Annotated in this window: 25 protein-coding genes; 17 read left to right on the top strand and 8 right to left on the bottom strand. The window is 35.9% G+C overall.

From position 1 onward, the window contains the following. Nucleotides 1-61: 61 nt before the first annotated feature. Genes KI338_RS15240 through KI338_RS15230 form a run of 3 tightly spaced genes read right to left on the bottom strand, consistent with a single transcriptional unit; the run spans nucleotide 62 to nucleotide 2,418 of the window. The gene (locus KI338_RS15240; protein ID WP_373306355.1) at nucleotides 62-1,729 is read right to left on the bottom strand and encodes a b(o/a)3-type cytochrome-c oxidase subunit 1; all 1,668 of its coding nucleotides are present in this window, start codon (nucleotides 1,727-1,729) and stop codon (nucleotides 62-64) included. 17 nt (nucleotides 1,730-1,746) lie between these two features. Next, nucleotides 1,747-2,250, bottom strand: coding sequence for a cytochrome c oxidase subunit II (locus tag KI338_RS15235; RefSeq protein ID WP_212921885.1), 504 nt, complete (start codon nucleotides 2,248-2,250; stop codon nucleotides 1,747-1,749). A 27-nt stretch (nucleotides 2,251-2,277) separates the two neighbouring features. Then, on the bottom strand, nucleotides 2,278-2,418 hold the full coding sequence (locus tag KI338_RS15230; protein WP_212921884.1) for a cytochrome c oxidase subunit 2A: 141 nt from the start codon (nucleotides 2,416-2,418) through the stop codon (nucleotides 2,278-2,280). Between the two features lie 244 nt (nucleotides 2,419-2,662). On the opposite strand from KI338_RS15230, the gene KI338_RS15225 reads away from it, so the two are divergent. After that, complete coding sequence (locus tag KI338_RS15225; RefSeq protein ID WP_212921883.1) at nucleotides 2,663-3,736, top strand: type III polyketide synthase; 1,074 nt, start codon at nucleotides 2,663-2,665, stop codon at nucleotides 3,734-3,736. Next, the gene (locus tag KI338_RS15220; protein WP_212921882.1) at nucleotides 3,736-4,254 is read left to right on the top strand and encodes an isoprenylcysteine carboxyl methyltransferase family protein; all 519 of its coding nucleotides are present in this window, start codon (nucleotides 3,736-3,738) and stop codon (nucleotides 4,252-4,254) included. The genes KI338_RS15225 and KI338_RS15220 overlap by 1 nt, the downstream gene beginning before the upstream one ends. Before the next feature lie 91 nt (nucleotides 4,255-4,345). Here the strand turns inward: KI338_RS15220 and cspD are convergent, their stop codons facing one another. After that, entirely contained in the window at nucleotides 4,346-4,546 is a 201-nt protein-coding gene (gene cspD / locus KI338_RS15215; protein WP_212921881.1) for a cold-shock protein CspD, read from the bottom strand. Nucleotides 4,547-4,886: 340 nt separating this feature from the next. On the opposite strand from cspD, the gene KI338_RS15210 reads away from it, so the two are divergent. Beyond that, nucleotides 4,887-6,560, top strand: coding sequence for a formate--tetrahydrofolate ligase (locus KI338_RS15210; RefSeq protein ID WP_244853679.1), 1,674 nt, complete (start codon nucleotides 4,887-4,889; stop codon nucleotides 6,558-6,560). Next, nucleotides 6,561-7,154, top strand: a complete 594-nt coding sequence (locus KI338_RS15205; protein ID WP_212921880.1) for an HD domain-containing protein — start codon at nucleotides 6,561-6,563, stop codon at nucleotides 7,152-7,154. It abuts the gene before it with no gap. A gap of 68 nt (nucleotides 7,155-7,222) precedes the next feature. Here KI338_RS15205 and KI338_RS15200 read toward each other — a convergent pair whose 3' ends face one another. After that, on the bottom strand, nucleotides 7,223-8,212 hold the full coding sequence (locus tag KI338_RS15200) for a C40 family peptidase (protein WP_212921879.1): 990 nt from the start codon (nucleotides 8,210-8,212) through the stop codon (nucleotides 7,223-7,225). Nucleotides 8,213-8,347: 135 nt separating this feature from the next. Between KI338_RS15200 and KI338_RS15195 the strand changes: the two genes are divergently transcribed. The 6 genes from KI338_RS15195 to KI338_RS15170 all read left to right on the top strand — a co-directional run bounded on the left by KI338_RS15195 (nucleotide 8,348) and on the right by KI338_RS15170 (nucleotide 11,468). Continuing rightward, nucleotides 8,348-9,304, top strand: coding sequence for a thymidylate synthase (locus KI338_RS15195; protein ID WP_244853677.1), 957 nt, complete (start codon nucleotides 8,348-8,350; stop codon nucleotides 9,302-9,304). Nucleotides 9,305-9,314: 10 nt separating this feature from the next. Then, nucleotides 9,315-9,806, top strand: coding sequence for a dihydrofolate reductase (locus KI338_RS15190; RefSeq protein WP_212921877.1), 492 nt, complete (start codon nucleotides 9,315-9,317; stop codon nucleotides 9,804-9,806). A 165-nt stretch (nucleotides 9,807-9,971) separates the two neighbouring features. Then, nucleotides 9,972-10,172 carry a twin-arginine translocase TatA/TatE family subunit gene (tatA, locus tag KI338_RS15185; RefSeq protein ID WP_212921876.1) on the top strand — a complete coding sequence of 67 codons (201 nt, stop codon included), beginning with the start codon at nucleotides 9,972-9,974 and terminating at the stop codon, nucleotides 10,170-10,172. Nucleotides 10,173-10,194: 22 nt separating this feature from the next. After that, nucleotides 10,195-10,398, top strand: a complete 204-nt coding sequence (locus KI338_RS15180) for a twin-arginine translocase TatA/TatE family subunit (protein ID WP_212921875.1) — start codon at nucleotides 10,195-10,197, stop codon at nucleotides 10,396-10,398. A gap of 79 nt (nucleotides 10,399-10,477) precedes the next feature. Continuing rightward, nucleotides 10,478-11,221 carry a twin-arginine translocase subunit TatC gene (gene tatC, locus KI338_RS15175; protein WP_212921874.1) on the top strand — a complete coding sequence of 248 codons (744 nt, stop codon included), beginning with the start codon at nucleotides 10,478-10,480 and terminating at the stop codon, nucleotides 11,219-11,221. Nucleotides 11,222-11,246: 25 nt separating this feature from the next. Next, on the top strand, nucleotides 11,247-11,468 hold the full coding sequence (locus KI338_RS15170; protein WP_212921873.1) for a YozE family protein: 222 nt from the start codon (nucleotides 11,247-11,249) through the stop codon (nucleotides 11,466-11,468). A gap of 24 nt (nucleotides 11,469-11,492) precedes the next feature. Here KI338_RS15170 and KI338_RS15165 read toward each other — a convergent pair whose 3' ends face one another. Next, nucleotides 11,493-11,816, bottom strand: coding sequence for a YolD-like family protein (locus KI338_RS15165; RefSeq protein ID WP_212921872.1), 324 nt, complete (start codon nucleotides 11,814-11,816; stop codon nucleotides 11,493-11,495). Nucleotides 11,817-11,939: 123 nt separating this feature from the next. On the opposite strand from KI338_RS15165, the gene KI338_RS15160 reads away from it, so the two are divergent. The 6 genes from KI338_RS15160 to gdhA all read left to right on the top strand — a co-directional run bounded on the left by KI338_RS15160 (nucleotide 11,940) and on the right by gdhA (nucleotide 19,885). Next, nucleotides 11,940-13,091: an exonuclease SbcCD subunit D gene (locus tag KI338_RS15160; RefSeq protein ID WP_212921871.1), complete on the top strand. Its 1,152-nt coding sequence runs from the start codon at nucleotides 11,940-11,942 to the stop codon at nucleotides 13,089-13,091. A 1-nt stretch (nucleotide 13,092) separates the two neighbouring features. Further along, nucleotides 13,093-16,206 (top strand): AAA family ATPase, encoded by a 3,114-nt coding sequence (locus KI338_RS15155; RefSeq protein ID WP_212921870.1) that lies wholly within the window; start codon nucleotides 13,093-13,095, stop codon nucleotides 16,204-16,206. Nucleotides 16,207-16,405: 199 nt separating this feature from the next. After that, nucleotides 16,406-16,948: a VrrA/YqfQ family protein gene (gene vrrA / locus KI338_RS15150; protein ID WP_212921869.1), complete on the top strand. Its 543-nt coding sequence runs from the start codon at nucleotides 16,406-16,408 to the stop codon at nucleotides 16,946-16,948. Nucleotides 16,949-17,025: 77 nt separating this feature from the next. Further along, nucleotides 17,026-17,979 carry a peptide-methionine (R)-S-oxide reductase MsrB gene (gene msrB / locus KI338_RS15145; protein WP_212921868.1) on the top strand — a complete coding sequence of 318 codons (954 nt, stop codon included), beginning with the start codon at nucleotides 17,026-17,028 and terminating at the stop codon, nucleotides 17,977-17,979. Between the two features lie 63 nt (nucleotides 17,980-18,042). Next, complete coding sequence (locus KI338_RS15140; RefSeq protein ID WP_212921867.1) at nucleotides 18,043-18,246, top strand: DUF6501 family protein; 204 nt, start codon at nucleotides 18,043-18,045, stop codon at nucleotides 18,244-18,246. A gap of 268 nt (nucleotides 18,247-18,514) precedes the next feature. Then, nucleotides 18,515-19,885: an NADP-specific glutamate dehydrogenase gene (gene gdhA / locus KI338_RS15135; RefSeq protein WP_212921866.1), complete on the top strand. Its 1,371-nt coding sequence runs from the start codon at nucleotides 18,515-18,517 to the stop codon at nucleotides 19,883-19,885. A gap of 116 nt (nucleotides 19,886-20,001) precedes the next feature. Here gdhA and KI338_RS15130 read toward each other — a convergent pair whose 3' ends face one another. Next, complete coding sequence (locus KI338_RS15130) at nucleotides 20,002-20,304, bottom strand: DUF378 domain-containing protein (RefSeq protein ID WP_212921865.1); 303 nt, start codon at nucleotides 20,302-20,304, stop codon at nucleotides 20,002-20,004. Nucleotides 20,305-20,521: 217 nt separating this feature from the next. After that, complete coding sequence (locus KI338_RS15125; RefSeq protein ID WP_244853674.1) at nucleotides 20,522-20,818, bottom strand: transposase; 297 nt, start codon at nucleotides 20,816-20,818, stop codon at nucleotides 20,522-20,524. 231 nt (nucleotides 20,819-21,049) lie between these two features. Between KI338_RS15125 and KI338_RS15120 the strand changes: the two genes are divergently transcribed. After that, complete coding sequence (locus KI338_RS15120; protein ID WP_212921864.1) at nucleotides 21,050-21,289, top strand: ferredoxin family protein; 240 nt, start codon at nucleotides 21,050-21,052, stop codon at nucleotides 21,287-21,289. Nucleotides 21,290-21,455: the final 166 nt, after the last annotated feature.

Below are 21,455 nucleotides of genomic sequence, written 5' to 3'. Positions count from 1 at the left end.
ACTATTAATAGGTAACCCTAAAAAGAAACTGCAATAAAGCAGTCCTTTTTAGGGTTACTTTTTACCTTCCGATTGGCCAATCGAATGGAGCAGATCCTACAGGAGAATGTTGGATAATGTCCATTACGGGAACTGAGTAAGCCGCTAAAATTAATACAACAGTAATACCAATCCAGAGCTTCCAGTTCTCAAACCAAGGTGGGGTTGGTTCTGCATCTTCTTCCTCTGATGCGATAGGGAAATCTTCTTCACCCTTTGGTGCAAAGAATGTTAATTTAATAAAGATGAAAACCATTAAGATGATACCAATAAATAATATCGTTCCTCCAATAGCTTGAGCCATTTGATAGCCAATCCATGCATGAACCTGCTCTCCTCCACCATATTCAGAGAATGAAGAACGTCTAGGTCCTCCTAATAGACCTTCAATATGCATTGCTCCAGACATTATTGCCATACCAACTGTCCAAATGATTGCTTGGATAATACCAAGGCGATTTAGTTTTGGAGTGAGTTTTCTCCCTCTTAAATGAGGAATCAGCCAGTAGCTAATACCAAAGAAAGTCAACATAACAGTTGTTGCAACGGTTAAATGGAAATGTCCTGTAACCCAAATGGTATTGTGAACAACAGCATTCATTTGGTGTGAAGCGTTGATAATACCGCCAGCACCACCGGGGATGAAGGCTAGCATACCAATAAATGGAGCTAGGAAGCGTACATCCTTCCATGGTAACTTCTTAAACCATCCAAATAATCCTTTTCCACCTTTTCTACGACCAGTAGTTTCAAACGTTGCAAACAATGAAAATGCAGTCATTAAACTTGGGATTATTACCATAAATGTTAATACTACTTGAATGAATTTCCAGGTTGAATCAATACCAGGCTCTGTTAACTGGTGGTGAAATCCAACTGGAATGGAGAAGAATAAGAATAATACAAATGACAATCTAGCTAAAGAATCACTAAAGATTTTTCCGCCGATAATTTTAGGGATTATTGCATACCATGCCATATAAGCAGGTAACAACCAGAAATATACTAGCGGGTGTCCAAAGTACCAGAATAGTGTTCTACTTAATAATACATTTATGGTTTCTGCATAGCCAAGAGACCATGGGATAAATTGTACTAAAACTGCAACTGCAACACCTAGAGAGGCAATAAACCATAATAGAGTATTGATTGTTACCATGAATGCAAGTAAAGGTGACTTCTCACCACGATGTGCTTTTTTCCAAACGGCTAATTGACTCCAGTTTACAAAACCAGCTATCCAGCTACCTATAATAACAAGTGCAAGGCCAATATAAAATGCTGGATGTGCACGTAACGGTGCATAAAACGTATATAGAACACTTGCTTCCCCTAATAGAATAGTCGTCGCTGTCATAATGGTACCCATTACCATAATCCAAAATGCTACCCAAGCTACTCTACGTTGTTTAAGGGAAATACCAACAGTTTTACCCATCAATGAAAAATGAAAACCGATGATAAAGTATGTTGTTAAGACAAGACCTAAGATAACACCGTGCACGGTAAGTACTTGATAATAATCAATTCCAAAAGGTAGGGTGAATTTTCCAGATCGTACAAACACCTGAAGCAATCCCATTAATCCACCAATTAATAAGGCAATAAATGCTACAGAAATATAAGACATATAAAGCTTAGATTCCTGTTTTGAAATTGGTAATTCTTGAGTTAATTTTGTTTCCTTCATTTTTTTTGCCAGTTCCATTATTCATACACCTCCAAAGTGGCATACATCAAATGATGTCCAACTCCACAATATTCGTTACAAACAATTGTATACGTCCCTGGTTTATTCATAGCGACTTCTAAGCTACTAATGTAGCCCGGTTCTACCATCATATTTACATTCGTTCCAGCGACATTAAATCCATGAATTACATCTTTTGACGTGGCCTGAAATAATACTTTGGAGCCTTTAGGAATTCGAATATGTTTGACTACATTTCCTTCCTCATCTTTTCCTAGATCATAATTAAAAGCACTAGCGGCAATATTGATGATGTACTTATCATCATCCACTTTTGTTAAACCAAGGTTCTCTGGTTTAAATGCTTCATTAGATTCGATGTTATTTTGATCAATAGTAACTCCGTGACTTTGTGGATGTGTCCCTTTGTAGAAGGCACCATAACCTAGAACAATTAAGAAAATAACTAAAGCGCCAATTCCAAATGTCAGCCAAATTTTTTCATACTTATGCAAATGCATTGTCCACTCACACTCCTTTTAATAAATCTACCTTGAGAGAAATAATGTAAAGGCACCAATCCAGCTAATAACTAAAAATACACCTAAAATCATGACAGAAACAAATGTGCCCTTTAAATCTGATTTCTCTTCGTTGTGGTTCGCTTTTTTCTTCTCATCATTACTCATGAGAATTAGCCTCCTTTTGCAATGAATTAGTTCTTGCACCTTCATCATACACAATTTTTTTCTCTTGAAAATATTGCAAATGCATCGTTCAAATAATGTTCAATAGTGGCGATAAAGCTAGGTGTTTCTTGGTTTTTGGAAAATTCCGTGGTAAATATTGTGGCAGAAATATGTAAAAAAACGTAATAAATTATGAAAACGGCAACAAACTAACTCTAATATTGTTTCTGATTAAGGTGAGAAGATGGCGATAATACGTTCGGTTGGAACAGGAATTCCAAAATATGAAATATCACAGACAAGGGTAAAAGATTTAGTTCAGCATATATTCAGTTATTCGGAAAGAGTAATTGAAAGGCTGTTACCAGTATTTGATAATGCTGCTATTAAACACAGGCAGCTTGTTGTGCCAGAGGAATGGTTTTTATCGGAGCATAGCTTTGAAGAACGGAATAGATTATATCATCAGCTTGCAATTCAATACTCCCTAGAGGCGATGGATCATTGCTTAGAACAAACTACAATAAATTACGATGAAATAGATATGCTAGTATTTGTCTCAAGTACGGGAGTATCAACACCCTCTATTGATACTTTCCTAATGAATAAACGGCCATTTCGCCGTAATGTAGAACGGATGCCGCTCTGGGGGTTAGGTTGTGCAGGTGGTGCCATCGGTCTATCACGAGTTCATAATTGGTTAAAAGCAAATCCAGAAAAAACAGCATTACTTGTGAACTGTGAGATTTGTAGCTTAACCTTCCAACGTGGCGACCATAAGAAAAGTAATATAATTGGAACTGCATTATTTGGGGATGGAATTAGTGCGGTATTACTTATAGGAGAGAAATCTAAGTATCGGGAAGAACAAAATAAATTATTACCAATGATTAAAAGCTACAGCTCCTATACCAAGAAAGACAGTACCGATGTGATGGGGTGGGGTGTTGTTAACTCAGGCTTTGAAGTCGTCTTTTCTAAAAGCATTCCTGCACTTGTTGAAACGATTTGGAAGGACCATATGCTGAGTTTTATGGAAGTTGAGCAAGTAGAAATAGAAGATATCAAAGGCTTCATTGCCCACCCTGGTGGTAAAAAAGTATTGGACGCGATGAAGCAATCACTACATATTCATCCGGAAAAGCTAAAGTATTCTGAGAAAGTATTAAATGATCACGGAAATATGTCATCTGCGACAGTTCAGTACGTACTGCAAAGATGGCTAAAAGAGGATATGAAAAGTGGGGACAAGGGTATTGTATGTGCTTTAGGACCTGGCTTTAGTTCAGAAATAATACTGGTGGAGTGGGATAAATAATGCAAATATGGATGTGGATATTGATACTGTTGATTATTGGCCAGAGAATAATTGAGCTAGTTATCGCTAAAAACAATGAAAAATGGATGAAAGCAAGAGGTGGTATTGAAGCAGGAAGTGAGCATTATAAATGGTTTATCTATTTACATCTTCTATTTTTTATTAGTCTTTTTCTAGAAACAATTGCTAAGCTTGATAATCAAGAAATTTCCTTTAATTATATCTACTTTCTCGTGTTTTTCGCTGCTCAGCTTGCACGTATTTGGTGTATTTCTTCCTTAGGTCGTTTTTGGAATACCAAGATCATTGTATTACCCCGTGTTTCCTTAATAAGAAAGGGACCATATAAATATGTAAAGCATCCAAACTACATTATTGTTGCCGTTGAGCTATTTGTTATCCCAATGTTATTTGGAGCGTATATCACTGCTATCGTATTTCCAATTCTTCATATTCTTTTATTACGGATTCGGATACCTGCAGAGGAGAAAGCACTTGCATCTCTGTCAAAGCTCTAACAATAAACATAGCCTCGCTACTGAAGCGGGGCTATGTTTATTGTTCAAAAAAAAACGGTAATCAAAAGGGATTACCGTTTTGTCTATATGGTTATTTTTTAACTACGTTTGCTGCTTGTGGACCACGTTCGCCTTCCACAATTTCAAATGATACTTCTTGACCTTCTTCTAATGTTTTAAAGCCTTCTCCTTGGATCGCTGAAAAGTGAACAAATACATCATTTCCACCTTCAACAGAAATAAATCCATAGCCTTTTTCTGCATTAAACCACTTTACTACTCCGTTTTCCATGTAAATAGACCTCCTAAAAACTTTCACGTAAAACGTGTTAATACAAATTAGAAAAATGAGTATCAAAAAAAGGCAACTAAGACGAAAGTTTGGATCATAAAGCATCCTACTTCTTTCATGTCGAAGTTACCAATTTTAATGATCCATAAATCCTCTTTGCTTGTGTCAACTATAGCTTATTTTACATTGCCAGTCAAGATTATTGGGTATATTGTACAGAATAATCCAATACTTTCTGTTGTTTTGTTGGCAATCGTTGTATAATCTTATTGTGTAATGTTAGGGTAAAAATATGTATCATTTTTTTAAAAATGTTTCGGTAATGGGAGGAGGAATTGACATGGTGAAAACGGATATTGAAATAGCACAAGAAGCAAGATTAAAACCAATAAAAGAAATTGCTGAGGGTTTAAATCTTGCGGAAGCGGATTGGGAGCCATACGGCCATACAAAAGCAAAACTTTCCGACAAATTATTGGAGAAATTAGCAGATAATCCAAATGGAAAGGTTATTCTTGTTACAGCAATTAGTCCTACACCAGCGGGAGAAGGAAAGTCTACTGTAACGGTAGGACTTGGACAAGCCCTAAATAAAATAGGCAAAAAAGCGGTGATTGCACTTAGAGAGCCTTCGCTTGGACCTGTTATGGGAATTAAAGGTGGTGCAGCCGGGGGAGGATACTCACAAGTTTTGCCAATGGAAGACATTAATCTCCATTTTACAGGGGATTTACATGCTATCACAAGTGCAAATAATGCATTGGCAGCCATGATAGACAACCATATTCATCAAGGTAATGAATTAGGTATTGATCCTAGAAGAATTGAATTTAAGCGCGTAATGGATATGAACGACCGAGCACTTAGACAAATTGTTATTGGTCTTGGTGGACCTTTACGTGGTGTCCCTAGAGAGGATGGTTTCAATATAACTGTTGCATCAGAAATCATGGCGATTCTCTGTTTAGCAACTGATTTACAGGATCTTAAAAAGCGGATTTCCAATATAATGATTGGCTATACCTATCAGGAAGAGCCGGTTTATGTTCGCGACTTAAAAGTGGAAGGTGCCTTGACGCTATTACTGAAAGATGCAATTAAGCCGAATCTTGTTCAAACAATTGAAAATACACCAGCCATTATCCATGGTGGACCATTTGCGAATATCGCTCATGGATGTAATAGTATTATTGCCACGAAAACAGCAGTAAAACTAGGTGAATACGTTGTAACCGAAGCAGGGTTTGGAGCAGATTTAGGTGCTGAAAAGTTTCTAGATATTAAGACTAGAGCTGGAAATATTGACACAGATGCAGTAGTCATTGTTGCAACAGTTCGAGCTTTAAAAATGCATGGTGGGGTTCCTAAGAACAACCTAACAGAAGAGAACTTAGAAGCATTGAGAGCTGGAATGGAAAATCTGCAAAAGCATATTGAAACAATTCAATATTTTGGACTACCTTTTGTTGTTGCGATTAATAAATTTCCTACAGATACAGTAAATGAAGTTAACGCCATTGAAGCTTGGTGTGAGCAAAGAGGCTACACAGTTGCAATGACAGATGTTTGGGCAAAAGGCGGAGAGGGCGGAATTGAACTTGCACAAAAAGTTGTTCAAACGATTGAAAAAGGGGAAAAGAGCTTTAAGCGAGTCTATGAATTAGAGGATTCGTTAGAAATAAAAATGACTAAGATTGCTCGAACTGTATATGGTGCAGACGGGGTTGAGTTTTCTTCTAAAGCCAAAAAACAGCTAGCATTTTTTGAGAAACAAGGTTGGGGAGAGCTACCGGTCTGTATGGCGAAAACCCAATATTCGCTCTCTGATAATCCAGCACTTTTAGGTCGTCCCAAAGGCTTTACCATAACAATTCGCGAGCTTCGTCCGTCAATAGGTGCTGGTTTCATTGTCGCTCTCACTGGTGATATCATGACAATGCCTGGTTTACCGAAAAGTCCTGCTGCGCTAAAAATGGATGTAACAGAAGATGGTAAGATTGTAGGGTTATTTTAAATGAGTCAAGATCAGCAATTAGAAGCCATTCAAGCGTATTGTCAGGAGCTTTTTGGAAAGGATTCAAGCGGACATGACTTTTTCCATTTAAAACGTGTGGCAAGACTTGCTGAGGATATTGCTAAGGAGGAGAAGGCGGATCAGTTTATCAGTATTACCGGTGCATGGCTACATGATGTTGGTGATCATAAATTGTTCCAAGATCCGATGGCAGCTTTGGCAAAGATGGACGAATTTCTAAGGTCCATTCATTTATCAGAAGAACAGATTTTAGCAATTCATGAAGCGATAGTTAATGTATCATTTAGTAAGGGGAAAATTCCTTCCAGTATAGAAGGTAAGATTATTCAAGATGCGGATCGAATAGATGCAATAGGCGCAATTGGTATTGCCAGAACGTTTGCATACGGTGGATCCAAGGGTCGATTAATTTATCATGAAGAGAAGAAGGAAGGAACCTCTGTCCAGCATTTTTATGATAAAATCTTGACCTTAAAGGATACACTCCATACAGAAGCTGCGAAAAGATTGGCAAGTAAGAGGCATGCATTTGTTGAATTGTATTTAGAACAGTTTTTCGAAGAGTGGAACTAAAGAACGAAAGCAAGTAATGTGCAAAATAATTACTTGCTTTCGTTTCATTTCATATATCTAATAAGTATTTAACCGCCAATTTTCTTTGCCCCTAAGTACCGCTGTTGCCAATATGCTTCACCCATATTACTAATCTCCACACCATTATTTCCTGCATGAATAAATTGGCCATTACCTAGGTAAATACCGGCATGAGAGGGACCTGGTTTATAGGTTTGATAAAAGACGATATCTCCAACAGATAACGAGTTTACTGGTTGGGCATAGTTCCAGATGTCGCTAACAGTTCTCGGGATAGTGATACCATTCACACTATACACATAATTTAAAAATCCACTGCAATCAAAGCCTCCAGGTGATGTACCACCCCAAACATAAGGAGTACCAATGTATGCATATGCAGTTTGAATAATAGAGGAATAATTGCTTTTTACAGATACAGATTTTACATTAGATTGTTTGGTATTTGGTATAGTAGAGGTTTGCTTCTGTGATTCATACATCGTAGACAAGGATTGTTTTGGTGCTTCATCTAAAAAATCTATGTTATGTCGTTCTTCAGCAATTTCGACTGCCTTTTTCGTTAATGGTCCGTAAATACCGTCAATTTCGCCTTCATAGTAACCGAAGTACTGAAGGGATTCTTGAACAATCTTTACATCCTCGCCCCGTAATCCAGGATATACTGATCCAGATAACCTTTCTAAACGTTTTAAATGATTATCAATGTCAACTTCAATTAAAGCGTAGATAGTTTCTTTGTCTGCTTGCCCAGAAATAGTTATGTTATGGTCTCGTTGAAACTTTTTTATCGCATGCTCTGTTAAAACACCTAGTTCACCATCAACCTTGTCATTGTAATAGGAAAGCTCATTTAATTTAAATTGCAAGATTCTAACTGCTTCACCGTGATCACCATAATTCAATTCTTTCGCTTCTAATAGTGTTTTATTTTCAAATATTGGATAGGCTCCTGCATATACGGCAAATGGTTGGCTTAATACGAAGCTATACAAAAGTGTGTTTTTTGCGATACTTTCCACCGTACCATTCAACATGCAAAAAATCCCCTTTCAAAGTTGGACTCTTGTTAACTAGTTTTATTGTTAAATTAATTGATTTATGAATTACGATTATGTTACAAGATTTATGTTACAATGAAATAAAATAATTTTACTATGGGGGAGAATATAGTGGTAAAAGGAGAACAAGCATACCTAGACCTTTGCAAAACAATTTTATCAAATGGTACAAAACGAGATGACCGAACGAATACTGGAACTTATTCCATTTTTGGCCACCAAATGCGTTTTGATTTATCGGAAGGATTTCCGTTATTGACAACGAAGAGAGTACCATTCCGATTAGTCGCAAGTGAGCTACTTTGGTTTATTAAAGGGGACACAAACATTCGTTATCTATTAGAAAATAATAATAATATATGGAATGAATGGGCATTTAAGAAATGGGTGGAAAGTGATGAGTACACTGGCCCAGATATGACTGACTTTGGTAATCGAAGTCAAACGGATGCAACATTTAATGAGCAATATGAAGAGCAAATGGAGATATTTAAGAAGTCGGTTTTAGCAGATGATGAGTTTGCTAATAAATACGGTGATCTTGGGTTTGTTTATGGCAAGCAATGGCGAGACTGGAAGACATCCCAACATGAAACAATTGATCAGCTAAAGGATGTAATCGATTCTATTCGTCATAATCCGAACTCTCGAAGACATATCGTATCGGCATGGAACCCAGAGGATGTGCCAAACATGGCTTTACCACCTTGTCATACGCTGTTCCAGTTCTATGTTGCTGATGGTAAACTATCATGTCAGCTATATCAACGTAGTGCAGATGTTTTTTTAGGTGTGCCTTTTAATATTGCAAGCTATGCATTATTAACACATTTAATTGCACACGAAACAGGTCTTGATGTAGGTGAATTTGTTCATACACTAGGGGATGCACATATCTATCAAAACCATGTAGAACAAGTAAATATTCAATTAGAAAGAAATATTAGAGCTTTACCGCAGCTTCGTTTAAATCAGAACAAAAAATCCATCTTTGACTTTGAGCTATCTGATTTTGAAATAGTTGGGTATGATCCACATCCTACCATTAAAGCTCCAATTGCAGTATAAGGAGGATTATATGATTTCATTATTATTTGCGATGGATCGTAATCGATTAATAGGTGCAAACAATGATTTACCCTGGCATTTACCGAATGACTTGAAGTTTTTTAAGGAAAAAACAACAGGCCACACAATTATTATGGGTAGAAAAACATTTGATTCTATTGGACGAGCACTACCTAATCGGAGAAATGTTGTTCTAAGTAAGAAGGAAATCAGCCTTCCAGAGGGTGTAGAACTAATTCATGATATGAATACCTTTCTCGAGTGGAGTACTGATCATCCAGAGGACGAGATATTTGTCATTGGTGGTGGCGGATTATTTGAACAGATATTACCATACGCTGATCGGATGTATGTGACTCTCATAGATGAGGAATTTGCAGGAGATATTTATTTTCCTGATTTTTCGTTGGAAGATTGGAATGAAGTTTCGCGGGTCAAAGGTAAAAGAGATGATAAAAATCCGTACGATTATTATTTTATTCAATATGACCGTATAAAGTGATTTGCTTTGGAGTTGTATATCATGGCTAGAACTGATAAAATAAAGATGGTTTAAAAGGAACCATCTTTATTCTTTTTGAACTTTTTGTGATAGTTTTTACGGTTACATATCTTTTCAAATGCTTTTAAACTATAATTACTTTAATCGATTGAAGAAGGTGTAAGCATGGCAACCATTGGAATTCCAGGTTTAATATTAATACTTATCATTGCGTTAGTTATTTTTGGTCCGAAAAAGCTTCCTGAAATCGGGAAAGCAGCTGGACAAACACTACGTGAATTTAAAAAATCAACGAAAGATTTAACAGAAGATGTAACAGAAGAAATGAAAGAAACAAAAGACATCGTCAAAGGAAAAGACAACTAAAAATCTTTTGGAGTGAGTGAGAATGAGTAGTATTGGTATTCCAGGTTTAATTTTAATTCTTATTGTTGCGTTGGTAGTTTTTGGTCCTTCCAAACTCCCTGAAATAGGAAAAGCCTTTGGTAGTTCGTTACGAGAGTTTCGCAACGCTGCAAAAGAAATTGTTTCAGATGATGATACGGAAGCAAAACCTACGAAAGAAACGAATACAACGATAAAAAACGACTAAGAAAGGTGTAAGGTTTTAAACCTTGCATCTTCTTTTCTGTTTGTCATACATAAGTCTAGCAACACTTGAGGTGTAAAGTATGGTACGAAAAAACCCTGAAAAGGAAATGAATTTTACTGCTCATCTATCTGAATTGCGAAATAGGCTAGTAATATCAGCAGTATTTTTTGTTGCATTTTTTATCATCAGTTTTATTTATGTCGATGATATTTTGAATTTTTTTCTAAATGATTTTGATTTTAAATTAACATTAATTGGTGTTGGAGAAATTGTTTGGATCTCTATTACAGTTGCTGGGATTGTCGCAATAGCAGGTACAATTCCAATCTTGGCGTTTCAATTATGGATGTTTATTAAACCAGGACTAACCCCTAAGGAGCGAAGAGCATCCTTAGCTTTTATTCCTGCCATTTTTCTTTTATTTCTTGGCGGTTTAGTTGTTGGTTATTTTATGTTTATTAAGTTAATTTTGCCATTTTTATTATCGTTAAATAATGGCATGTTTAACGAAATGTTTACCGCGGAAAAATACTTTAAATTTTTATTCCGGGTTACGTTACCATTTGCTATTATCTTTGAAATACCGATAATAGCTATGTTCCTAACAAGTCTTGGTATTCTAACACCAAGATTCATGCGGAAAACTAGAAAATATGCTTACTTTGTTTTGGTAATTATAAGCACTATGGTAACACCACCAGACTTTTTCTTGCCAATTGTCGTGTCGATCCCTTTCTTTTTGTTATATGAAATTAGTATTTTATTGTCTAGTTCTGTGTATCGTAAAAGAGAAGAAAAGCATCAAGAATTTATGGAGGCATAATTTTGTAAGCTTTTGAGGTGTATATATGCGATCTTTTTATCATTTTATGATGACTTATCGGGGAAAAAAGAAGCCAGATGATGAGAGTAAATTAGCTGATTGGATGTTTCAGGATCATAACTTTCCGAAGCATTCTACTGAGTATCACGAGATTAGTGATTATCTGGAATGGAATAGTCCTTTTACAAATGCGATTGCTGTTTTTGATGCCTTATGGGATCAGTATTTGTTGAAGGAAAAAGATTAATGCTCTGGAATTTCCAGAGCATTTTTATATGATAGAATAAATGGAAGTGAAAGGGATGTAATGTTTTTCTTTATTTAAATCTTGAAGTATTATAACTTGATTTAATTGATCTAATTTAGAAATAATGCATTGTACCTCTATAATTTTTCCACTTTCAAAGTACGTAATACGAACCTCTTCATTGTTTTGATTTGCTTCGATTACACGTCTATTTATCGTTTCCAGCTCTTGTTCATCCAGCATTGGCTTAACGACTTTTTTATCCTCGTTCCATATCTTCTTAAGCAGTTCAACATGCTCTGGTAACATTAAAGAAGTCCATTTAATCGAGCCTCTGTCACTTATCAAGAGAATCACCTCATTATTATTATATACGAACGTTTGTTTGTTATTCAAGATTTCTTTCTACTGAAGTTACTATAATCATGTTAAAATAAAGTAAAATCATGCATACACAAGGGGGAAACATAGATGAAAATACTGCACACAGCTGATTGGCACTTAGGTAAGATTGTAAACAGTGTTCACATGACAGAGGAACAAGAATATATTCTAAACCAATTATTGGATATTATACGAAGTGAGAAACCAGATTGCGTTGTAATTGCAGGGGATCTATACGATCGTGCTGTCCCTCCTAAAGAAGCAGTTGATTTACTAAACCGAGTATTAACAACCCTTGTTACAGATATAAATGTACCCGTACTTGCAATTTCAGGAAATCATGATAGTCCGGAAAGATTAGAATTCGGTACAGAGATGTTTCGCGCGCAACAGCTTTACATTGAAACGAATCTTACTAGAAGTCTTAATCCAGTTGTCCTCTATGATGAACACGGACCAGTTTATTTTCATTTAGTTCCATATATTGAACCTGCTGAAGCGAGAGCTTTTTTCCAGGATAATACAATAAATTCGCATCAAACAGCAATGGAAGCAATAACTAACTATATAAAGGAACATAACAACATGAATGATCGTCATATTTTTGTTGGACATGCATTTGTTGCAGGTGGAATGGAGTCAGAATCAGAAGAACGACTTTCCATGATAGGTGGGACACCATATGTAGACGCCAGTCTTTTTGATGATTTTGTTTATGTGGCACTCGGACATTTACATCAGCCACAGCGTATTATGCGTGATGTCGTTCGATATAGTGGTTCTATCTTAAAATATTCCTTTTCCGAATCCACACACAAAAAATCGGTAACAATGGTTGAAATAGATAGAACGGGTCATTGTAAACTAGAGTCAATTCCGCTAATTCCAAAGCATGATATGCGAGTAGTAGAGGGATTCTTCGAAGAGTTATTGAATCAGCCACTTGAATCACCAGAGGATTATTTGCATATACGACTACTTGATAAAGGTCAGATTATGGATCCAATGTACAAACTAAGAAAAATCTACCCTAATATTTTACGATTGGAACGTGTTGGCTTTTCAACCACGAAGAGTTTGCTAGATTTACAGCATATTAGAAAAAAACAAACCCAATCACATATGGAACTCTTCGCTTCATTTTACAAGGAAATCACCGAGGAAGATATCGATGAGAAGCGAATGAACTATATTCAAAAAACGATTTCTAGTGTAATAGCAAAGGAAAGAGGGGAATAGCATGCGTGCACTTAAGCTTAGTATGACAGCATTCGGACCATATTTAGACAAGCAGGTAATCCATTTTGAAGAGCTAGGTGATGAATCGATTTTCCTCATTACAGGTCCGACTGGTGCAGGTAAGACTACTATTTTTGATGCGATCTGTTTTGCCTTATATGGAAAAGCAAGTGGAACTGATCGGGATCAGGATTCCTTGAGAAGTCATTTTGCTGCAACTGATGAACCAACGGAAGTAGAGTTCCGATTTGCATTAAATAATAAAGTGTATGAAATTGTTCGCAATCCAAAGCAATTAAAGAAAAAAGAGCGGGGAGAAGGGTATACGGAAGAACCTGCTAAAGCACAATTCTACGAAATAGTTGATGAAGAGAGGCATTTATTATCCTCGCGAATTAAGGATGTTAATGAAGCGATTGAAGATAGATTAGGCTTTGATTATGAACAATTTCGAAAAATGGTTTTAATTCCTCAAGGTGAATTTCGCAAATTAATCTCAGAAAACAGTCGTGAAAGGGAAGCCATACTGCAGAAAATTTTTCATACTCAATTTTATGAAAAAGTGACTGAAGAGCTTAAAGCTAAGTCTAAGGAATTAGAGGCAGAGTTAAGAAAACTAGAGAACGATATTCAATATGAGTTTTCCAAGGTGGACTGGCAGCGGGTTGAATTTGAGGAAAATACTACAAATGAAAATTATATAGAAATGTTGACAGTTGAAATCGAAGAGACAAAAAAACTTGAAGCGGTACAGGAGAAGCTTAAAAATAAACAACAAGAAAAAGTAATGATTGCTGAGGAAAAGCTAAGAAAAGCGAGCTTGGTTGAAGAGAAATTTAAAGAGCAGCAACTATTACAGGTTCAATATGAACAGCTGGAAAAAATGAAGGATTCTATAGCAGAAAAGAAAGAAAAACTAAAGCTAGCTAAGCTTGCTGATCAAATTTTACCTCTAGAAGAACAGGCAAATGCTAGAAAAGAAGAATGGAAGAATCAAGTTAGTCTGTTACAGAGACAAGCAGACAAAGTTAAACAATTAAAACATGACTTTGCAGAGGTACAATCTAAGTATCAGGACGCTCTAAGTAAAGAACATGAGCGAGAAAGCTTAAAGGAAGAAATTAATAAAGCAAAAAAACAGCTTGAACAAGTGAACGACTACCTGCAGTTATTAAAAAAAGTAGATAATCTTAGACAAGAGAAAGAAAAAGAGGATACTAATCTCCTAGCAATTGAAAGAGAGATGCAACAAAATGAAGTTAAACTATCTACGATGGATAAACAACTAGCTAGCGAAAGTGTGCTAACGAAGTCCTATTATGAAACAAAGGAAACACTTAAGAACCAAGAGAATTTGCAAAATAAATTACATGTTCTTCGAGCTGAAGAAGATCAGCTTAAGGCACTAAGAAGACAATATAAGCTAGCTCAAAATACGTATATTGAAAAACAAGAAAAAATGAAGCAGTTAAAAGAACAATATGCCGTCTTAGAATTGCAGCAAAAGGAACAATTTGCCAGCGTTCTAGCACACCAGCTTGTGACAGGTGAGCCATGTCCAGTGTGTGGATCGACCCATCATCCAAATAAAGCAGTACATGAGTCGATAGAAAATGATTTTGAGCAGATGGACCAATTGAAGCTCCAAATTCAGCAAGAGGAAATATTGTTTGAATCCATTCAACGTGAATTTGTTGACCATAAAACAAATGGTCAGACACAACGAAGTCTTGTAGACAAGCTTCAAGCTGAAATACAAGGAATCTATCCAGAATTTAAGATAGAGGATATAGATGTTTTACTTACAACTGTCGATCATGAAATCCAAAGTATTAAAAACAAGTTAGAAGCGATTGTAAAGAAACAAAAAGAAATAGAGTTTATTCAATTCGAACGAAAAATAGTACAGAGTAAGAATAGTGAATTAAAACAAACGTTTGATTTAAACATAAATAATCTAAAAGCTGTTAACGAAGAACTCATTCGAACAGATACGATTAGGGAGCAATTACAAGAGCAGTTACCAGAACAATTAACAGATCCAGAAGCGTTCTCAAACACATTGACCGAGAAGGAGAAGCTCTATAAGAAAGTTATCCAAGAATGGGAGCAGCTAAAGTCAACTTATGAAAAAATAAGTGAGACACTGCAACGAGAAACAACCGTATTAGAACAACAAGAAAAATTTGAAAGAGAAACAAAGAAAAAATACGATATGCAGTATGAGAGGTTTCTAAATTCTCTAATAGACTATGGGTTTAACACAATTGAGGAATATTATCAATTTAAATTACCACTAGAGCTTCAGAGGGAAATCGAGTTGGAGATCGATGATTATAATAATAAGCTGAGTCAAATACGCTATCGCCTAACACAGCTCCAGGAACAATTAGCTTCTGCTGCACGCGAGAATTTGACGGACCTTGAAGCGGAGGTTTCAAACCATAAAAACGAGTTAAGCTCATATCACGAGAAACTACTAACACTTCGTAACAAACTAAAGCATGATGAAGGTATTTTGCATAAAACACAGGATATTTTAGCTAAAATGAAGAATTTAGATGCAGATTATTATGTCGTTGGTAGCTTAGCAGATTTATCAAGTGGAAATAATTCTTTACGATTATCATTTGAACGATATGTATTGGCTTCCTTCTTGGATGAAATTTTACTACAGGCGAACATTCGACTTGATCGAATGACAGACCATCGCTATCAACTTATTCGAAGCGGCGCAGTTGCTAAAAGGGGCGCACAAAGTGGACTCGATCTAGAGGTAATGGATCACCATACAGGAATAACTAGATCGGTAAAAACACTTTCTGGTGGGGAAGGGTTTAAGGCTGCTTTAAGCTTGGCTTTAGGACTTGCTGATGTTGTACAAGCTCATGCGGGAGGAGTGCAGCTTGACACTTTATTTATTGACGAAGGTTTTGGAACACTGGATGACGTTTCTTTACAGCAAGCTATCGATTGCTTAAAGGACCTACAGGAAAGCAATCGACTACTTGGTATTATTTCACATGTTCCCGCCCTAAAGAATGAAATACATGCAAAATTAGCCATTACACCGTCCCATAGAGGGTCTAGTTTAGTCTTTAATTTTGGAAAATAGAAGAGAAATAAGCCAATAAATCTTAGGATATTTCTTATTTCGCTAAAAATCGCCCAATATCGCTAAATTTATGTTGATTTCTGCGGTTACCCGGGAAATATAACTAATTATTTCATATTGCTATTGTTTCGTTCGCCTACACCCTTCATGAATCAATACGTACAATAAACTAGATACTAATGAAATGAGGGACTGTATAATGATATTCCCACCACCAAGACAATCTCAAAATTTTCTTCGTCCAAGTGGCCGTAATTTTATGATGCCAAATAGAGGATTTCAAAATATGCCTTCACAAGGTAATATAGGCGGTATCCTTCAACGTTTTTTAGGATCGAATCAAAGTCAAAATATTGGACAGATGGCAAGTAAAGGATTTGGCGGAATATCCAAAACATTAAATAGCGTACAGCAAGTTCTACGAGTTGTAGATACCGCCGCCCCAATTGTCAAACAATACGGACCTATGGTTCGGAATCTACCAGCAATGTATCGAATGATGAAGGCATTTAAAAATATGGAAAGCACGAATACTGATTCTGATTCCGAAAATGATAATGATAATGAAACTAAGGAAGCTAGCAGTAATAAGGAGAGTATAGATATTGGTATAGAAAGCGACATACTAGATAGTTTCGAATCAAATTCTAGCAGTGAATCTAATACTTATAGGCAGCACGAACAGAAAACACCAAAGAGAAGTACAACGAATGGGGAATCAACTCCAAAATTGTTTATCTAATGAAGAGCACAGGACTTGATTTTTATCTTAATTAATTGAAGAATGAACTATACAAGTAATTTTTGGAGGTAATGAGCATGGCAAATAATTTAGAGAAAGCAACCTTTGCTGGTGGTTGCTTTTGGTGTATGGTCGAGCCTTTTGACACGAGACCGGGAGTCAACAGTGTAATATCAGGTTATACTGGTGGACATGTAGAAAATCCAACCTATGAAGAAGTATGTTCTGATACAACAGGACATGTTGAAGCAGTTCAAATTACCTTTGATCCCGAGATAATGCCATATGAGAAGCTTGTGGAATCATTTTGGCAACAAATTGATCCCACCGATTCAGGTGGACAATTTCATGATCGAGGAGAATCATATCAAACCGCTATTTTTTATCATACAGAGGAACAAAGACAGATAGCTGAAAAATCAAAACAGGTATTAGAGAATAGCGGAAAATTTTCAAAACCTATTGCGACCAAAATTCTTCCTGCCAAACCATTTTATGAAGCTGAGGAACGACATCAGGATTATTACAAAAAACAATCGTTTCATTATCGACTTTATAAAAAAGGTTCTGGTAGGGAGGACTTTATTAAAAATACTTGGAAAATTGATAAAGCCGATTTAAAGAAAAAATTAACTCCGCTTCAATATCATGTTACACAGGAAAAAGGAACGGAACACCCTTTCCAGAATGAATATTGGGATAACGAAGAAGAAGGTATTTATGTCGACATTGTATCTGGAAAACCACTTTTTTCTTCCAAAGACAAATATGATGCTGGGTGTGGGTGGCCAAGCTTTACAAAACCAATTGATGCATATGAAATTGTTGAGGAATTAGATACATCACACGGGATGATACGTACAGAAATTAGGAGTAAGACTGCCGATTCACATTTAGGTCATGTATTTAATGATGGTCCAAAGGATCAGGGAGGATTGCGCTATTGCATGAATTCAGCTGCTATGCGTTTTGTTCCTAAACATAAAATGGAAGAAGAAGGCTATGGAAATTTATTAAGATTATTCGACTAGGGAAATGAATTTACCATAATTTTAATATGTAAACTAGATAAAAAAAGGAGATAATATCATATCATGATGCATTTAAAATGGGAAAGTAATCCAACCATAAAACAAATAAAATGTGTTCACGCAAATGCTAAAAAGTTTGTAGTTGATAATAAGCTAACACCGGGAAAAGTATACGATGTAAAAAACGAAACGGACGAGTTTTATTTCATTATTGACAATAGCAATCGTATTGCTGGATTTCGTAAAGATTATTTTGAAGAGATATAATAATATAAAGGTCGATTTTAATATCGACCTTTTTCTATGCGAAAAATCATTTTGAAGTTTCTAATTTATGTGGTAAAATGAAATTTATATTTCAAAAAGTAAATCTATTCCTTAACTTGCGAAAAGTATTCCTTCCTCTTAACTTCTAATGTTTATAAATATCCACAAAAAACTATTATAAAAGATATTTCTATATTCATTCCATTAGTTTGTTTCTATAAATTATACGATATCGTTTTATTTTATGTAGAATTGGAGTTGATTACATATGTATGGTTTAGAACTAGAAAATGAGAATGTAAGGAACTATTTAAATCATCTATACGAAACAGTAATAGTACGTAATCCGAATGAAGTCGAATTTCACCAAGCCGTAAGAGAGGTTTTTGATTCATTAGTACCTGTTCTTGTGAAGCATCCAACCTATATTAAACATCGAGTACTTGATCGCTTAGTAGAACCAGAACGATTGATAACCTTTCGGGTTCCATGGGTCGATGACGAAGGTATTGTACAGGTCAACAGGGGATATCGCGTCCAGTTTAATAGTGCTATCGGTCCATATAAAGGCGGTCTTAGGTTCCACCCTTCCGTGAATACAAGTATTATAAAGTTTTTAGGATTTGAACAAATCTTTAAGAATTCTTTAACTGGGCAATCAATAGGCGCCGGAAAAGGTGGTTCTGATTTTGATCCAAAAGGTAAAACCAATATGGAAATAATGCGGTTTTGCCAAAGCTTCATGACTGAGCTAAGTAGATTTATAGGCCCTGATTTAGATGTGCCAGCAGGGGATATTGGTGTTGGAGCTAGAGAAATTGGCTACATGTTTGGTCAGTACAAAAAAATAAAAGGAGCCTATGAAGCTGGTGTATTAACAGGTAAAGGAATTAACTTCGGAGGAAGCTTAGGACGTAAAGAGGCGACTGGATACGGTACGGTTTATTTTGTAGCAGAAATGCTAAAGGAAAATGGTAAAAGCTTTGAAAATAAAACGGTTGTTGTATCTGGTACAGGTAATGTCTCCATTTATGCAATGGAAAAAGCTAAAGCCTTTGGAGCGAAGATTGTAGCATGTAGTGATTCCAATGGCTATATATATGATCCAGATGGAATCAATATAGAAACAGTAAAGCTTTTAAAGGAGATCGAGAATAAAAGGATAAAAGAATACATCCATATTCATCCTACGGCTAGCTATAAAGAAGGATGTGACGGAATTTGGTCAATACCTTGTGACATTGCTTTACCATGTGCGACGCAAAATGAACTAAACCAGCAGGCTGCTAAATTGTTAATTGCAAATGGTGTAATAGCAGTTGGAGAAGGAGCCAATATGCCGACAACACATGATGCGATGGCCGAGTTTTTAGAACATAATGTGTTGTTTGCTCCTGGGAAAGCTGCTAATGCAGGTGGGGTGGCAGTATCCTCATTAGAAATGGCACAGAACAGTTCTCGAACCACCTGGACGTTAGAAAAAGTTGATTCAAAATTACAGACGATTATGAAGAATATATTTAAGCAGTGTATGGAAGCTTCGGTCGAATACAGTGTTAGGGGAAATCTTGTTGCAGGTGCTAATATTGTTGGGTTTGTTAAAGTTGCAGATGCAATGATTTCTCAAGGGGTTATATAGGAAAAAGAAAGACCCATATTACATAGAAATGGGTCTTTCCTATTTTCTTCCTAGCGTTCTATTCTTTAATCCATATGAGTAAACAAGGAATATTTCAACTTCCCTAAAAAAGGAAATTAATCCCTTCTCTCTCTCGAAGTGGTCACATCATCTTCTTCAGAGAATTCTGTTCCATAGGCCATTCGACCATTTTTTGTTGCCCGAGATGGCTCATAATCATTTTCTTGCAAATCCTTAAATAAAAGACCAATACACCATAAGCCACTTAGTCCTACAAGGGAATAAATAATTCTGGATATTGCAGAATCCTGACCACCAAATATTGCAGCAACTAAATCAAATTGGAATAAACCAATTAATCCCCAGTTTATTGCACCGATAATAACTAGTGCTAAAGCAATTCGACTTATAACACTCATTCTAAAACCTCCCTTCCTTTTATAGTGAAAAGTAAAGGTATCCCTTACAATAGGATTAAAAACTAGAACTGTTTTACAAAAACTTTAGGTAATACCTTCGTTAATGAAGACTTAATTCCTTAATACGTTAAGGTACGAGCTCCAATTATAGAAGTTCGTTATTCTTCTTAATAGGATGTAATGTTATATTTTCCATTTTTACATGTTTCATACAAAATTATTTAGACCAGTTTTTAAATAATTGTTCAAGTAAAGAAAATATTACATATACCCCTAAATATGCCCCTGTGATGAGAAATAGAGGATTAAGAAATATTCCATGGATTGTGGTCATAAAAACCTTCTCATGTTTAATGACATCATAAATTGCAAATGTGAGTATATTTCCAGCAATAAGTACGGAAATAATGGCCACACTTGTAAATAATAGTTGAAACCAGTTCCATTTTTTATAGAGAACAACCATTAGTATTGGTAGGATCATACTTCCGATTATCAGGAATATAACCAACATGATCACCCTTAGTAAGTATTCTACCTACTAGTATCTCTGTAAAAAAACATAATAACCCTTTTTTGAAATGGAACAATATCTAAACGATAAAGCTTGTAATGAAATTGATAATCATATGGCAAATAAAAAGGACAACCTGGTAATATTTGCTTAGTACTATGCCGTGTTTTGTAGTATAATTACTATATTATGGAGTGAAACTTGCTTATACTATCAAAAGGAGGGTCTTACATGGCATTTGTTATAACCTCGCCTTGTAAAACAGAAAAAGCCGCAGAGTGTGTGGAAGTTTGCCCTGTGGATTGTATAGAAGAAGGGAAAGACATGTTTTATATAGATCCAGATATTTGTATTGATTGTGGTGCTTGTGAGGCTGTATGCCCTGTAGAAGCAATCTATATGGAGGATGAAGTTCCCGAAGAAGAAAACGAGTATATTTTATTAAATAGAAAATTTTTTGAGGATCGTTAGGTGGACCACCGCTAGCCCAATTCAGGGCTGCGGTGGTTCTTTTATTAATGCTTTTAAAACCACAGGCTATGCCTGTGTGAAAATAAACCTTCTAGGGATGTAACAAAAGAATCTCCAATCGTATAATAGAGATGGCCGTCAAACCAAATCTAAAAAACGAGAGGAG

It is taken from the genome of Ornithinibacillus bavariensis, from assembly GCF_018333235.1.
Lineage (GTDB): Bacteria > Bacillota > Bacilli > Bacillales > Amphibacillaceae > Ornithinibacillus > Ornithinibacillus bavariensis.
This window is presented reverse-complemented; position numbering and strand designations above follow the sequence as displayed.

Bases quoted from the DNA above. Each gene is read 5' to 3' on its own strand.
- KI338_RS15240 (WP_373306355.1), bottom strand. From the start codon at position 1,729: ATGAAGGAAACAAAATTAACTCAAGAATTACCAATTTCAAAACAGGAA.
- KI338_RS15235 (WP_212921885.1), bottom strand. From the start codon at position 2,250: ATGCATTTGCATAAGTATGAAAAAATTTGGCTGACATTTGGAATTGGC.
- KI338_RS15230 (WP_212921884.1), bottom strand. From the start codon at position 2,418: ATGAGTAATGATGAGAAGAAAAAAGCGAACCACAACGAAGAGAAATCA.
- KI338_RS15225 (WP_212921883.1), top strand. From the start codon at position 2,663: ATGGCGATAATACGTTCGGTTGGAACAGGAATTCCAAAATATGAAATA.
- KI338_RS15220 (WP_212921882.1), top strand. From the start codon at position 3,736: ATGCAAATATGGATGTGGATATTGATACTGTTGATTATTGGCCAGAGA.
- cspD (WP_212921881.1), bottom strand. From the start codon at position 4,546: ATGGAAAACGGAGTAGTAAAGTGGTTTAATGCAGAAAAAGGCTATGGA.
- KI338_RS15210 (WP_244853679.1), top strand. From the start codon at position 4,887: ATGGTGAAAACGGATATTGAAATAGCACAAGAAGCAAGATTAAAACCA.
- KI338_RS15205 (WP_212921880.1), top strand. From the start codon at position 6,561: ATGAGTCAAGATCAGCAATTAGAAGCCATTCAAGCGTATTGTCAGGAG.
- KI338_RS15200 (WP_212921879.1), bottom strand. From the start codon at position 8,212: ATGTTGAATGGTACGGTGGAAAGTATCGCAAAAAACACACTTTTGTAT.
- KI338_RS15190 (WP_212921877.1), top strand. From the start codon at position 9,315: ATGATTTCATTATTATTTGCGATGGATCGTAATCGATTAATAGGTGCA.
- tatA (WP_212921876.1), top strand. From the start codon at position 9,972: ATGGCAACCATTGGAATTCCAGGTTTAATATTAATACTTATCATTGCG.
- KI338_RS15180 (WP_212921875.1), top strand. From the start codon at position 10,195: ATGAGTAGTATTGGTATTCCAGGTTTAATTTTAATTCTTATTGTTGCG.
- tatC (WP_212921874.1), top strand. From the start codon at position 10,478: ATGGTACGAAAAAACCCTGAAAAGGAAATGAATTTTACTGCTCATCTA.
- KI338_RS15170 (WP_212921873.1), top strand. From the start codon at position 11,247: ATGCGATCTTTTTATCATTTTATGATGACTTATCGGGGAAAAAAGAAG.
- KI338_RS15160 (WP_212921871.1), top strand. From the start codon at position 11,940: ATGAAAATACTGCACACAGCTGATTGGCACTTAGGTAAGATTGTAAAC.
- KI338_RS15155 (WP_212921870.1), top strand. From the start codon at position 13,093: ATGCGTGCACTTAAGCTTAGTATGACAGCATTCGGACCATATTTAGAC.
- vrrA (WP_212921869.1), top strand. From the start codon at position 16,406: ATGATATTCCCACCACCAAGACAATCTCAAAATTTTCTTCGTCCAAGT.
- msrB (WP_212921868.1), top strand. From the start codon at position 17,026: ATGGCAAATAATTTAGAGAAAGCAACCTTTGCTGGTGGTTGCTTTTGG.
- KI338_RS15140 (WP_212921867.1), top strand. From the start codon at position 18,043: ATGATGCATTTAAAATGGGAAAGTAATCCAACCATAAAACAAATAAAA.
- gdhA (WP_212921866.1), top strand. From the start codon at position 18,515: ATGTATGGTTTAGAACTAGAAAATGAGAATGTAAGGAACTATTTAAAT.
- KI338_RS15130 (WP_212921865.1), bottom strand. From the start codon at position 20,304: ATGAGTGTTATAAGTCGAATTGCTTTAGCACTAGTTATTATCGGTGCA.
- KI338_RS15125 (WP_244853674.1), bottom strand. From the start codon at position 20,818: ATGTTGGTTATATTCCTGATAATCGGAAGTATGATCCTACCAATACTA.
- KI338_RS15120 (WP_212921864.1), top strand. From the start codon at position 21,050: ATGGCATTTGTTATAACCTCGCCTTGTAAAACAGAAAAAGCCGCAGAG.